Here is a 13,268-nt window from a genome sequence, read left to right on the forward strand (position 1 = left end):
CGATGGCCTCAGAGGTCGAACTTGATGCCCTGCGCGAGCGGCATGGAGTCGGAGTAGTTGATCGTATTCGTCTGGCGGCGCATGTAGGCCTTCCACGCATCCGAACCCGACTCGCGACCGCCGCCGGTTTCCTTCTCGCCACCGAACGCGCCGCCGATTTCCGCACCGGACGTGCCGATGTTGACGTTGGCGATGCCGCAATCCGAACCCCATGCCGCAAGGAACTGCTCGGCGGCCTTGAGGTTGGTGGTGAAGATCGACGACGACAGGCCCTGTGGCACGGCGTTCTGCAGTTCGATGGCTTCGTCGAGCGTCGAATACTTCATGACGTAAAGAATCGGCGCGAACGTTTCGTGCTGGACGATGGCAGCGTCATTCGTAAGGCCCGTAACGATCGCAGGCAGCACGAAGTTGCCCGGACGATCGAGCGCGGTGCCACCGGTTGCAATGGTGCCGCCCGCGGCCTTCGCCGCAGCGATCGCGTCGAGGTAGGCCTGCACGCCGTCGCGCGAATTCAGCGGCCCCATCAGGTTCGACGGGTCGGTCGGGTCGCCGATCTTGGTCTCGACCTGCTTGTACGCGGTGACGAGCTTGGCGAGCACGTCGTCGTAGATCGACTCGTGCACGAACAGGCGGCGCGTGGTGGTGCAGCGCTGGCCCGCGGTGCCGACCGCGCCGAACACGATCGCGGGAATCGCGAGCTTCAGCTCGGCGGTCGGGTCGACGATGATCGCGTTGTTGCCGCCGAGTTCCAGCAGCGAACGGCCCATGCGGCGCGCGACGCGCTCGCCGACCATGCGGCCGACCTTGGTCGAACCGGTGAAGCTGATCAGCGCGACGCGCGAATCGTCGACGAACTGCTGCGCGAGATCCGAGCCGGCATCGTTGAACAGGAAGAAGATGTCAGGGAAACCGCCGGCCTTCAGCGCGTCGTTGCAGATCTTCATCGACGCGATCGCGGAAAGCGGCGTCTTCGGCGAAGGCTTCCAGATCGAGATGTCACCGCAGACCGCCGCGACGAACGCGTTCCACGCCCACACCGCCACCGGGAAGTTGAACGCCGAGATGATTCCGACGATGCCGATCGGATGCCATTGCTCGTACATGCGGTGGCCGGGGCGCTCGGAATGCATGGTCAGGCCGTAGAGCTGGCGCGATAGGCCGACGGAGAAGTCGCCGATGTCGATCATCTCCTGCACTTCGCCGTCGCCTTCGGCCTTCGACTTGCCCATCTCCAGCGCGACCAGTGTGCCGAGCGCGTCCTTGTTCGCGCGCAGCGCGTCGGAGCACAGGCGGATTGCTTCGCCACGACGCGGCGCAGGCACCGTGCGCCACACCTTGAACGCCGCCTGCGCACGCTCGACGATCGTGTCGTAGTCGTCCTGCGAGGACGCTTGCACGCGCGCGAGCACGGTGCCGTCGGTGGGGCTGACGGACTCGAGCACGCCGGCGTCGCGCGTGGTCGACCACTCGCCGCTGCCGATGTACGTGCCGGATTCGAGCTCGGTCAGGCCGAGGGCGGTGAGGACGGGATGGGTCATCGTGGTGCTCCATGATCGGCCGACGCATGCCGCCGAGCGACGTGGACGTCGGCATCGGCTGCAGGCGCGGCAAGGCGGCGAGGGTTCCTGTGGCGGCCCCGACACGATTCGAACGTGCGACCTTCCCCTTAGGAGGGGGACGCTCTATCCAGCTGAGCTACGGGGCCCCAAGCGGCGGATTTTCGCACGGACGCGGACTGTGCCGGTAATCACAGGCCACGACAGGCGCACGGCCGCTGCACGCTTGGCAGGACAGCCGCCGTGCCGCTACACTGCGCGTCCTTTCGTGGGGCGGTAGCTCAGCTGGGAGAGCGTCGCGTTCGCATCGCGAAGGTCAGGGGTTCGATCCCCCTCCGCTCCACCACGAAGTTGGAACGGCGCCCTCGGGCGCCGTTTTTTTATGCGCGAAACGGGTCGCTCAGCGCTTGGCGAGCAACGGCGCCAGCGCCGGTTCCAGTTGCTCGCGACGCCAGCCTTCGAGCGACTCCGGCCATTCGCCGGTATCCAGCAGCGGCTCCAGCATGCGGCGCGACGCCAGCACCGCATCGGCGACGCCGAGTTCCGCCGCGCGCTTCGACACCGCGTCCTGCAGCGCCTTGATACGGCTCTTGTCGCGACGCTCGGCCTGCGCGGCATCCGGCGCGTCGCCTTCATCAGGCAGCGGTGTCACCAGCGCGTTCCAGATCGCGTCGACCAGCTTGCGCGGGCGCTTGGGATGCGCGCGGATCGTTTCGGCGATGACATCGCGATCGGTCGGTTCCGGGCGGGCGAGGGCAGCGGCGAGTTCGTTGTCGAGCACCCAGCTGCGCGGCAGGTCGGCGACGCGTGCGTGCGCATCGCGCCAGCGCAGCAGGCGGAGCAGGCGGGCCTGGCCGTCGCGGTCGAGGAACTGCGCGCTGCGCATCGACACATGCGGCCACGGGTCGGTCGGATCTTCGATCGCCAGCGCGACGGTGCGCGCCATGTCGGCATCGAGCCATTCGCGACGGCCCAGCGCATCGAGTTTGCCGACCAGCGTGTCGTGCAGCTCGAACAGATGCGCGACGTCTTCTGCGGCGTACTGAAGCTGCGCTGCCGACAGCGGACGACGCATCCAGTCCGAACGCGTCTCGCCTTTTTCCAGCGCGACACCGGTGATCTCGGCGACCAGCTTCTGGTAACCCAGGCCCGCGCCGACGCCTGCAAGCGCCGCGGCGGCCTGGGTATCGAACAGTGGGCGCGGCACCTGGCCGCAGGTCTCGCGCAGCGCGATCAGGTCCTCGCTCGGGCTGTGCATGATCTTCAGCACCGACTCGTCGGCGAGCAGCGGCGCGAGTGCTTCGTTCATGCCCGGCACGAGCGGGTCGACCAGCAGGATGTCGATGCCGCCGTCGTCGGTGGGCAATGCGATCTGCACCAGCGCGAGCTTCGGCCAGTAGGTGCGTTCGCGGACGAATTCGGTGTCCAGGCCCACGCGCGAGGGCGGTGAAGCGAGGCGCGCGCGGAGTGCGTCGGGGCTGTCGATCCAGTGGGCCAAGACGGGTGCCGGGTTTGCGGGAGCGGGCGACAATAGCCTACTTTCCGTGGACCCGGCGGCAGCGGCCGCAGGCAGGAGGCGACTTGCGCAGTAAGGCCCGGACGAGGCTCGCGAAGGCCGTCACGCTATGCGTCGCGATGGGCGCGTCGCTGCTCGTCGGCTGCCATGGCGACCACGACGCCGGCCCCGCGAAGCCCCGCAGCGCGCCGACCGTCACAGTGGGCGAGGCCGATGCGCGACTGCCGACGTGGCGAGCGCCGCAGATCGCGGTCGATCGTCGCAATGCGCAGGCGCTGGCGAAGCAGGCCGACACGGCGTTGGCCGCGGGTCGTTTCGCCGATGACGACACATCCTCGCTGCCCATCTTTATGGCGCTGCGCGACTACCCGCCGATGCGCGAGCGGGCGGAAGCCGGTGTCGATCATTCGATCACCGGGCTGGTGCTGCAGGCGCGCGAGTCGCTGGCCGACATCGATGACGATCCCGATGCATTGCAGCGCATACGGCACGCGGCGTCGGTGCTGCGCGTGGTCGCGCTGGATCGGCCGGACGTGGAACGCTTCCTGCAGCAGGTCGATCGCGTCGAAGACGGACAGCGCGACAGCGAGCGCGGCGAAGCTGAACTCGCGGCGGGCCGCATCGGCGAGGACGGCGGCGACGGCGCGATCGCATGGTTCCGTCGCGCGATCGCGCTGCGTTCGACGGACGCGCGCGCACGACAGGGTCTCGCGGCAGCCGAGAGCGCGCTGATCCGTCGAGCCGAAGACGCGGCGTCGCGCGAGGACTACGCGGGTGCCGAGCATTGGCTTGTGCTCGCCGGTCGCGTGCGGCCGCAGGCGGGCGTCGTCGCCGAAGCACGTGCGCGCATCGCGTTCGAGCGTGCGGCGCGCATCGGTGAACTGCGTGACGCCGGCATCGCGGCACTTCCGGAATTGCACGGCATCGAGACCGCACGAGGCTTTCTCGCGCACATCCTGCGCATCGCGCCCGCGGCCGATCCGACGGCGGCGGAGCTGCGTCGACGCATCGATTTCGCGGTGCACTACGGGCTCTTCCAGCCCGGCCAGCGATTCACCGACGGCCTGCAGGGCGGCGGCCGCTCGCCGACGATGGTCGTCATTCCGTACGGCGACTTCACGATGGGCGCGGCGCCCGGCGAACGCGGCGCGACCGATGCGGAACGACCGACGCGCGCGATCCATTTCGAGCGCGGACTGGCGGTGTCGATGACGGAAGTGACCGTCGGGCAATTCCGCCGTTTCGTCGACGCCACCAAATACCGCGCGCGTTCAACGCGTCGCGGTTACTCGATCGTCTACGACCTGCGCAGCGGCAACTTCGTGCGACGCGGCAACGTCGATTGGCAACACGATTACCTCGGCCGACCCGCGACGGACGATCTGCCCGTCGTGCACGTCAGCGCGAAGGACGCGACGGCGTATGCCGAATGGCTCGCGGAGGAAACGGGTCATCGCTATCGCCTGCCGAGCGAAGCGGAATTCGAATACGTGGCACGTGCGGGCTCGAAGGCGCCGTATCCGTGGGGCGCCGGAACGCCGCCGGCGCGGTCAGGCAACTACACCGGTGCCGGCGATCGATCGCCGACGGGACGCCCGTGGCAGAACGCGTTCGCGGGTTATGCCGATGGCGCCTGGGGGCCGACGCCGGTCGCGCGTTATGCGGCCGGTCGATTCGGCCTTCACGACGTAACCGGCAATGTCAGCGAGTGGGTGGCGGATTGCTGGCATTCCAGCTACCGACGCGCGCCACGCGATCAGCGGGCCTGGTTCAACCCGGGCTGCAGGCAACGCGTGCTGCGCGGCGGTTCCTGGGCCAGCGCACCGGCACAGACGCGGTCGGCCTGGCGTAGCGGGCTGGACGCGGACACCACGAACGCGCGCATCGGCTTCCGGGTGGTGCGCGACCTCTGAAGTCGCAATCGGGAGTTCAATTGATGCGCATCGATCCGTTGGGACAGGGTGCCGGCATGCAGCGCCGCGGCTTCGGCTTCGGCGCGATCCGCTGGGTGATCCTGCTCGGCTTCGCGATCTACGCCGCCGTGTCGTGGATGGGCAGTGCGCAGAAGGACCCGTACACCGGCGAGACCGCGCACTACGGCGCGTCCACCGACGAGGAAGTGCAGCTCGGTGACCAGGCCTTCCAGCAGGTGGTCGGCGACGCGCAGGCGCAGAACGCGCTGCTGCCGGAAAGCTCGCCTTTCAGCCAGCAGATCCGCGACATCGCGCAGCGCCTGATCCAGCGCGTGCCCGATGTCACCAACGATCTCGCGCAGCAGAACGGCACGGCGGCGCCGGACAACTACAAGAGCTTCCAGTGGCAGGCGGTCGCCATCCAGTCGGACGAGGCGAACGCGTTCTGCCTGCCGGGCGGCAAGATCGCGGTCTACACAGGCCTGCAGCCCGTCACCCAGAACCAGAGCGCGATGGCGGTGGTGATGGGCCATGAGATCGCGCACGCACTGCTGCGCCATGGTTCGCAGCGCATGGAGCAGCAGAAGCTGGTGCAGATGGGCCAGATGGCGGCGGGCGCCGCGCTGGGTGGCATGGACCCGAACCAGCAGCGTGCGGTGATGGGCGCGCTGGGCGCCGGGGCGCAGTACGGCTTCCTCTTGCCGTACAGCCGCAACCACGAATCGCAGGCCGACCAGGTGGGCCTGATGCTCGCCGCGGCCGCGTGCTTCAACCCGCACGAGGCGATTCCGCTGTGGGAGCGCATGGAGCAGGTCGGTGGCGGCCAGCGTCCGCCGGAATTCGCGTCGACGCACCCGGATCCGGAGAACCGCATCGCCCACCTGCAGGCGCTGATGCCGCAGGCGGAGGCGTTCTACAAGAAGTTCTGCGGCGCGAATCCGCCGCAATGATCGACAGGCCGCATCGCGCGGCCTGTTTTTACTTCTGCGTCTCGCTCTTGCGCGTGGTCGGCGCGCCCATGCTGCCGGCGAGGTTGTGCTGGAAGTCCTTCCACATCTGAAGGTTGCGCTCGGTGAGCTGGTTCATCAGCGTCCATGGCGTCTGGCCGAGAAGCCCGCCCATCTGCGTGCGGAACTGCTGTTGCTGGTCGAGGAAGACCTGCATCGACTTCTCGAGGTACGTGGCCATGAAGCCCTGCATCGAGTCGCCGTAGAACCGGATGATTTGGCTGAGCAGCTGCGTCGACAGCAGCGGTTCGCCGTCCTGCTCGTGCTCGGAGATGATCTGCAGCAGCACCTGGCGGGTGAGATCGTCGCCGGAGCGTGCGTCGCGTACTTCAAACTCTTCGCCGTCGATGATGAGCTGGCGAACGTCCTCGATGGTGATGTAGCTCGAGATTTCCGTGTCGTAGAGCCGTCGGTTCGGATACTTCTTGATGACGCGCGGAGAAGCCATCTGCGGAACACCGGAAAGCGGGATGTCCCGAGAATGACGCAGTGCGGCAGGCCACGCAACCGCGACGCCGGAGCGGCCCGCCACAGGGGCTGACCGCTTCAGCGGCGGCGGTCACCAGCCCATGTACTGCCCGCCGTTCACCGCCAGGTTCGCGCCGGTGATCCAGCCCGCTTCGTCGGGAATGAAGAACGACACCGCGTAGGCGATCTCCTCCGGCGAGCCGAGGCGACCCGTCGGGATCTGCTGGATGATCTTGTTGCGCACCTCTTCCGGCACGGCCATCACCATGTCGGTACCGATGTAGCCGGGCGAGACCGTGTTGACGGTGATGCCGAAGCGCGCGTTTTCCTGCGCCAGCGAAATCGTGAAGCCGTGCATGCCGGCTTTCGACGCCGCGTAGTTCGCTTGGCCGTACTGGCCCTTCTGGCCGTTGATCGAGCTGATCTGGATGATGCGGCCCCACTTGCGTGCGCGCATGCCGTCGATGACCGGGCGCGTGACGTTGAACACCGAGCCCAGGTTCGTCGCGATGACCTCGTTCCACTGCGCCGACGACATCTTGTGGAAGGTCGTGTCGCGCGTGATGCCGGCATTGTTGACGACGATCTCGACCGGGCCCAGCGCGCCTTCGATCTCGCTCACCATCGCTTCGCACTGGTCGGGATGGGCGACGTCGGCCTTCGCCAGGAACACTTCGATGCCCTTGTCGCGCAGCTTCTGCTGCCAGGCGCGGGCCTTGGCCTCGTCGCGGTAGTTGGTGGCGACCCGATGGCCCTTGTTGGCGAGGCTTTCGATGATCGACGTTCCGATGCCACCGGTGCCGCCGGTGACGAGTGCTACGCGACTTTGCATGAGTTGCTCCGTGCCGGCGCGACCTGCGCCTCTCACGCGATTCTAGGCACGAATGCTTTAAGCGCGTGTTGCGATGCGCGGGATTTTCGCGGGATCGAACGCCGCGACGGCGCGTTCGAGCCAGCCGCGCGGCGTGTCGTCGCTGGAATGTTGCAGTGCAACCTGACCCAGCGCCTTCCATGCGCGATGCAGCGCGGGCAGCGGATCGCGCGGGTCGACCGGATTCGACGCCAGCGACTTCGACAGCTTGCGGCCTTCCTCATCGACAACCACGGGCAGATGCGCGTAGCCGGGCGTCGACAGGCCGAGCGCACGTTGCAGCAGGATCTGTCGCGGTGTCGAATCCAGCAGGTCGGCGCCGCGTACGACGTGCGTGATGTCCTGCGCGGCGTCGTCGACTACCACCGCGAGCTGGTACGCCGACAGCCCATCGGCGCGATAGAGCACGAAGTCGCCGACCTCGACGTCGACGTCCTGCACCTGCGGGCCGAGCAGGTCGTCGTCGAAACGGACGCGCGTTTCGTCGGCGACGCGCAGGCGGATCGCTGGGCTGCGATTCGCATCAGGCGCACGCACGCAGGCGCGATGCACGCCGCCGGACGCAGCCAAGTCGCTGCGGCTGCACCAGCACGGAAACGCGAGGCCGCGGTCCGCGAGATCCTCGAGCGCAGCGCGGTAGAGCGCGTATCGATCGCTCTGGAACTCGACCGGCTCGTCTGCGTGCAGGCCGAAGGCTTTCAGGGCGTCGAGCTGGCGTTGCGCGGCACCCGGCGCTTCGCGCGGCGTGTCCACATCCTCGACGCGCACCAGCCAGCGGCCACCGGCGCGTCGCGCGAACAGCCAACTGCCGAGCGCGGCAAGCAACGAGCCCGCGTGCAGGTCGCCGGTGGGCGAGGGCGCGAACCGGCCGCGATATCCGCTGCCCGTCATGCGGATGAAGCGTCGCTGCACGATGCGTCGCGCGGGGATTGAAAAGCGGCCGTGCACGCGCCACGTTCAACGGGACGTAACGCCAACCTTTCGACCCTCGACGCCATGCTCAAGCGCCTGACCCTGTTCCTCGCGACCAACCTCGCCGTCCTCCTGCTGCTCAGCGTGGTCATGCGCCTGCTCGGCGTGAATCCACAGACCGGTGGCGGCCTGCTCGTCATGGCGACGCTGTTCGGATTCGGCGGCTCGTTCATCTCGCTCATGATGTCCAAATGGATCGCCAAGCGCACCACCGGTGCGCAGGTGATCGCACAGCCGCGCAACGAATCCGAACGCTGGTTGCTCGACACAGTGCGTCGCCAGGCCGACGCCGCAGGCATCGGCATGCCGGAGGTCGCGATCTACGACGGCCCGGAAATCAACGCCTTCGCGACGGGTCCGGGTCGCAACGATGCGCTCGTCGCCGTCTCGACCGGCCTGCTGCGCAACATGGATCGCGACGAAGCCGAAGCAGTGCTCGGCCACGAGATCAGCCACGTCGCGAACGGTGACATGGTCACGATGATGCTGGTGCAGGGCGTGCTCAACACGTTCGTGATCGTGCTCGCGCGTGTGGTCGGGCGCATCGTCGACGGCTACCTCGGCGGCAACAACCGCAACGGCGGCATCGGCTATTTCATGACGGTGATGGTGCTCGACATGGTGTTCGGCTTGCTCGCGAGCGTCATCGCGATGTGGTTCTCGCGCCATCGCGAATTCCGTGCCGACGCCGGCGGCGCGCGCCTTGCCGGTCGCGACAAGATGATTGCGGCGCTCGAAAAGCTGTCGCGCACCTACGGCGCGACCACGCTGCCCAAGCAGGTGCAGGCGTTCGGCATCAGTGGCGGCGTCGCGCACGGCCTGCGTCGCCTGTTCATGACGCATCCGCCGCTGACCGAGCGCATCGAAGCGCTGCGCCGCATGCCGGCGGAAACACCATCGGTGCGCGTCGTGCGCTAAGCGTCATCGCTGCAACGAAAAAGCCCGCCGATCGGCGGGCTTTTGCTTTTCGGGACGGGCGATCGATCAACCGAACTCGTAGTCCATCGTCGTGCTGACGCCGGCAAGGAAGAAGCCCTGCGCGTAGTCGACACCTGCGCCGAACAGCACGCTCATGCTCTGCGCATCCCGCACATGCTCGGCGATGGTGTGCTTGCCGAGCGCGCGCGACTTGTCGGTGATGTCCCGCAGGCGCTTCTGGTGCTCGACGCTGGTGCCGAGGTTCTCCATGAAGGTGCGGTCGATCTTGAGGAAGTCGGCGTCGAAGTGCGCGAGCAGCTGGAATGAATTGAGGCCAGCACCGAAGTGCTCCAAGCCCACGCGCACACCCGATCGCGCCGCACGTGCCTGGAACTCCTGCGCCGCACGCAGGTTGGTGAACACCTTCGACTCGGGAAGCTGCACGACCAGCAGGCTGCCGTCGGCGCCGTGGCGCGTGATCTGCTCCTCGATGTGCTTGAGCAGGCTGTCGTCCTGCAGCGAGCTTTCGGTGATCTTGACCAAGAGCGTGGTGCGCTTGCCGGCGCGGATACGCTCGCCGATGACCTCCAGCGCGCGGCCGACGACCCAGCGATCGATCTCCCACAGCAGGCCGTTCTCCTCGGCGATCTGAAGGAAGGCGAGCGGCGCGACGAGCTCGCCCTGATCGCCCTTCATGCGCAGATAGGCCTCGTAGATTTCCCCGGACTCGCCGTGCAGGCTCACCAGCGGCTGGTAGGCCATCGCGAAACGGTCGGAATCGAGTGCATCGCGGATGCGATCCACCCACGCCTGAACGCGCTCTTCCTCGGCGCGATCGGCCGCGCCGGGGTCGAAGATTTCCGACCGGTTGCCACCCATGCCGACCGAGGACTGGATGCCCTGCGTCGCACGTGCGAGCACCGCGGTGACGCTGGCGATCTTCTCGCCGATCTGCACGCCGCCGATGCTGATGGTGGCGTTGAGCGAACGGTTGCCCGCGTCGACCACGTGCTCGGAGAACGCATTGCGCACGCGTTCGGCGAGCATCTGCGTGACTTCGTGGTTCGCGCCGCGCGACAAGGCCGCGAACTGGTGCTCGCCGAAGCGCGCGAGCACCACGTCTTCCGGCACGCTGTCGCGCAGTCGGCGCGCGCAGGCGGCGACCAGGTCGTCCGCGGCATCGAGGCCGATGTCCTGCAGCAGCTTGGCGTAGTAGTCCGGCTCGATCAGCAGGAAGCCGTGATGCGTGGAGTTCTGCGCGGCGTCTGCAACCGCATCTTCCAGCGCACGCAGGAACGTCGCGCGATTGAGCAGGCCGGTGACCTGGTCGCGCTGGCGCAGCTCTTCCACTTCGCGCTGCAGATCGGGATCGAGTTCCTGGCGGCGCAGCACCAGCTGCAGGCAGTGCTCGCCCTCGTACATCGCGGGCGTGAATTCCATGACCGCGGCGAACTGGTTGCCGTCGGGTGTGCGCGCTTCGACTTCCACGCGCGGCGGCGGCGCTTCGCCCTTCGACAGCTTCTTCAGCAGCGCCTTGAATGCTTCGACGTGCGACGGCGCGATCATGTCGAGCAGCGACATGCCCTCGACTTCGTCGAATGTCTCGTAGCCGAACATCTCGAGGTAGGCCGAGTTGGCCCGGATGTGCATGCCTTCGTGGATGTAGGCGATCGGATCGCGCGAGGACTCGATCAGCGAGTCGCAGCGGCGTTCCGTCTCACGCACCTGGAACTCGAGCTTGCGCAGCGCGCGTCGTGCTTCGAGGTCGGACCACTCGGTCTGGACGATGTTGACGATGTGGTCGTTGCGACGGCGCAGCACCACGCCGCGCGCGCCAAGCGACATCGCCTCCAGCACGCCGGCCTCGTCGATCTCGTCGACGAGCAGAAGTACGGGGAGATCCTTGCCGCTGGTCGCGACCTGCTGCAGCACGGCGTCGGCGGAGACCAGCTTGGCCTTGCGATCGAGCAGCACGAGGTCCGGCGATTGCTGGCCGACCTGGTGCGCGAGCTCGTCGGCGTTCTCCGGCCGCGACGGGCGGACCGCGATGCCGGCGTTGCGCAACGTGCTGACGACGGCCTCGGCCGCCTCCACGCTGTCGTCGACGATCAGAAGTCGCAGGGCCGCGTCTTTCCCGAACTGCATTCGCATCTCCTGGCGGTCGCGCTCTTTTATGACATGCCGGCCGTGTCGGCGTCATCCCCGAGCGGTCGTTCCCGGGCGACGAATGGTGCCCCGGGCGCCCGGATTGTGACGGAGAGACGTACTTCGGCGTACGGCTATCTACCCATCGGCCGGTCCGGCCGAAACTTTCAGAGCGGGCGCTTGCCCGGATCGCCCGCTACTTCGCGGACCAGTCGCGGGACCAGATAGCCGGACAGCCGCGCCGCCAGCGCACGGTGCAGCTCGCGGGCGCGGCCGTCCTCGATCTCGAAGTGTGCCGCGCCCTGCACGCGGTCGAGCTGGTGCAGGTAATAGGGCAGCACGCCGGCCCGGAAGCCGCGCTCGGACAGGTCGGCCAGCGCGTCGACCGAGTCGTTGACCCCACGCAGCAGCACGGCCTGGTTGAGCAGCGTCACGCCGACGGCGCGTAGGCGGGCCAAGGCGCCGTCGACCGAAGCATCGAACTCGTTGGCGTGGTTGGCGTGCAGCACGACGGTCACCGGCCAAGGCAGGCTGCCGAGCCATGCGACCAGCTCGTGGTCGACCCGCTCGGGCAGCACGACCGGTAGCCGGGTATGCACCCGAAGGCGGCGCAGGTGCGGGATCGCGGCCAGCGCGTCGGTGAGTTCGGCGAGCTTGGGCGTGGACAGCGACCACGGGTCGCCGCCGGACACGATGACCTCGTCGATGGACGGATCGGCGGCGATCAGCGCGACCGCCTCCCGCCAGCCCGCCGCCGCCGCGGTCTCGTCGCCGTACGGGAAATGGCGTCGGAAGCAGTAGCGGCAATTGATCGCGCAGCTGCCCGTGGCGACGAGCAGCGCGCGGCCGCGGTACTTGCGAATGACGCCCTGGCCGGCGCGGGCCAGCGAATCGCCCACGGCGTCCAGCGCGAAGCCAGGGGATGGCTGCATCTCGGCATCGAGCGGAAGCACCTGGCGGAGCAGGGGGTCGTTGGGGTCGCCGTGGCGCATGCGGGCGACGAATCCGCGCGGCACGCGCAGCGCGAACTGCGCGGCCGCGTCCTCCGACACCCCCGTCGCGACCTCGTCCAGCCCGACCATCGCGAGCAGCTCGCGCGGGTCCCGCACGGCGTCGCGCCAGAGCTGTTGCCAGCGCACGGCCGGGGGCGCGTGCGGCGGGGAGAGGGCAGCGGGTATCATTGCGGGCTGATCTGCTCGATTCGCCGGTCGCATCCGCGTCCCGGCACCGACCCATTCTAGCTGGCGCCCATGAGCCCCGGCCCGCATCCGCAGGAGTTTTGCATGGCCAGCCTCGGCATGAACGACGTCAAGACCGGACAGAAGATCCTGGTCAACAACGACCCGTGCGTCATCACGGAAACCGAGTACGTCAAGCCGGGCAAGGGCCAGGCCTTCACCCGCATCAAGTACCGCAGCATCAAGTCCGGCCGCGTCGTCGAAATGACGATGAAGGCGACGGACAACCTCGAGCAGGCGGACGTCGTCGACACCGACATGCAGTTCCTCTACGCCGACGGCGAGTACTGGCACTTCATGAATCCGGAGTCCTTCGAGCAGTTCCAGTCCGACAAGAACGGCATGGGCGGCGCGGAGAAGTGGCTCAAGGGCGAGGAAGAGTGCGTGGTCACGCTGTGGAACGGCACGCCGATCATGGTGCAGCCGCCGAACTTCGTTGAGCTCAAGATCACCGAGACCGACCCTGGCGTGCGTGGCGACACCTCGGGCGGCGGTGGCAAGCCGGCGACGCTGGAAACCGGCGCTGTCGTGCGCGTGCCGCTGTTCGTGAACCAGGACGAGATCATCAAGGTCGACACGCGTTCGGGCGACTACGTCAGCCGCGTGAAGTGACCAACGCGCGACCGGGCGACCGGTCGCCGCCATGACGAAGCCCGCGGCC

11 protein-coding genes and 2 tRNA genes are annotated in these 13,268 nt (G+C 67.8%); 5 read left to right on the plus strand and 8 right to left on the minus strand.

What is annotated here, in order from left to right; genetic code table 11:
• Positions 1-8 precede the first annotated feature (8 nt).
• Together amaB and ACVWZN_RS01990 are read right to left on the minus strand one after the other, a co-directional pair.
• Positions 9-1,541: an L-piperidine-6-carboxylate dehydrogenase gene (gene amaB / locus ACVWZN_RS01985; RefSeq protein WP_456952387.1), complete on the minus strand. Its 1,533-nt coding sequence runs from the start codon at positions 1,539-1,541 to the stop codon at positions 9-11.
• 90 nt (positions 1,542-1,631) lie between these two features.
• Positions 1,632-1,708 (minus strand) — tRNA-Arg (locus ACVWZN_RS01990).
• A gap of 121 nt (positions 1,709-1,829) precedes the next feature.
• Here ACVWZN_RS01990 and ACVWZN_RS01995 point away from each other — a divergent pair.
• A tRNA-Ala gene (locus ACVWZN_RS01995) sits at positions 1,830-1,905 on the plus strand.
• 54 nt (positions 1,906-1,959) lie between these two features.
• Here the strand turns inward: ACVWZN_RS01995 and rnd are convergent.
• Complete coding sequence (gene rnd / locus ACVWZN_RS02000) at positions 1,960-3,057, minus strand: ribonuclease D (protein ID WP_456952388.1); 1,098 nt, start codon at positions 3,055-3,057, stop codon at positions 1,960-1,962.
• Between the two features lie 83 nt (positions 3,058-3,140).
• Here rnd and ACVWZN_RS02005 point away from each other — a divergent pair, with 83 nt between their 5' ends.
• Both ACVWZN_RS02005 and ACVWZN_RS02010 read left to right on the plus strand, forming a co-directional pair.
• Positions 3,141-4,988: an SUMF1/EgtB/PvdO family nonheme iron enzyme gene (locus ACVWZN_RS02005; protein ID WP_456952389.1), complete on the plus strand. Its 1,848-nt coding sequence runs from the start codon at positions 3,141-3,143 to the stop codon at positions 4,986-4,988.
• Positions 4,989-5,011: 23 nt separating this feature from the next.
• Positions 5,012-5,938: a M48 family metallopeptidase gene (locus ACVWZN_RS02010; protein WP_027082657.1), complete on the plus strand. Its 927-nt coding sequence runs from the start codon at positions 5,012-5,014 to the stop codon at positions 5,936-5,938.
• 28 nt (positions 5,939-5,966) lie between these two features.
• On the opposite strand, the gene phaR is transcribed toward ACVWZN_RS02010, so the two are convergent.
• The 3 genes from phaR to gluQRS form a co-directional block, all read right to left on the minus strand.
• Positions 5,967-6,443: a polyhydroxyalkanoate synthesis repressor PhaR gene (gene phaR, locus ACVWZN_RS02015; RefSeq protein WP_036141815.1), complete on the minus strand. Its 477-nt coding sequence runs from the start codon at positions 6,441-6,443 to the stop codon at positions 5,967-5,969.
• A gap of 111 nt (positions 6,444-6,554) precedes the next feature.
• A complete protein-coding gene (gene phbB / locus ACVWZN_RS02020; protein WP_027082658.1) occupies positions 6,555-7,295 on the minus strand; it encodes an acetoacetyl-CoA reductase in 741 nt (246 codons plus the stop codon).
• A 57-nt stretch (positions 7,296-7,352) separates the two neighbouring features.
• On the minus strand, positions 7,353-8,225 hold the full coding sequence (gluQRS, locus tag ACVWZN_RS02025; RefSeq protein ID WP_456954686.1) for a tRNA glutamyl-Q(34) synthetase GluQRS: 873 nt from the start codon (positions 8,223-8,225) through the stop codon (positions 7,353-7,355).
• 105 nt (positions 8,226-8,330) lie between these two features.
• Here gluQRS and htpX point away from each other — a divergent pair, with 105 nt between their 5' ends.
• On the plus strand, positions 8,331-9,224 hold the full coding sequence (gene htpX, locus ACVWZN_RS02030) for a protease HtpX (RefSeq protein WP_456952390.1): 894 nt from the start codon (positions 8,331-8,333) through the stop codon (positions 9,222-9,224).
• A gap of 66 nt (positions 9,225-9,290) precedes the next feature.
• Here the strand turns inward: htpX and ACVWZN_RS02035 are convergent, their stop codons facing one another.
• Positions 9,291-11,369 carry an EAL domain-containing response regulator gene (locus ACVWZN_RS02035; RefSeq protein ID WP_456952391.1) on the minus strand — a complete coding sequence of 693 codons (2,079 nt, stop codon included), beginning with the start codon at positions 11,367-11,369 and terminating at the stop codon, positions 9,291-9,293.
• A 167-nt stretch (positions 11,370-11,536) separates the two neighbouring features.
• Complete coding sequence (gene epmB, locus ACVWZN_RS02040; RefSeq protein WP_456952392.1) at positions 11,537-12,550, minus strand: EF-P beta-lysylation protein EpmB; 1,014 nt, start codon at positions 12,548-12,550, stop codon at positions 11,537-11,539.
• A gap of 102 nt (positions 12,551-12,652) precedes the next feature.
• Between epmB and efp the strand changes: the two genes are divergently transcribed.
• Positions 12,653-13,219 (plus strand): elongation factor P, encoded by a 567-nt coding sequence (gene efp, locus ACVWZN_RS02045; RefSeq protein WP_027082663.1) that lies wholly within the window; start codon positions 12,653-12,655, stop codon positions 13,217-13,219.
• The last annotated feature ends 49 nt before the right edge of the window (positions 13,220-13,268 follow it).

It is taken from the genome of Lysobacter sp. HA35 (assembly GCF_054061195.1).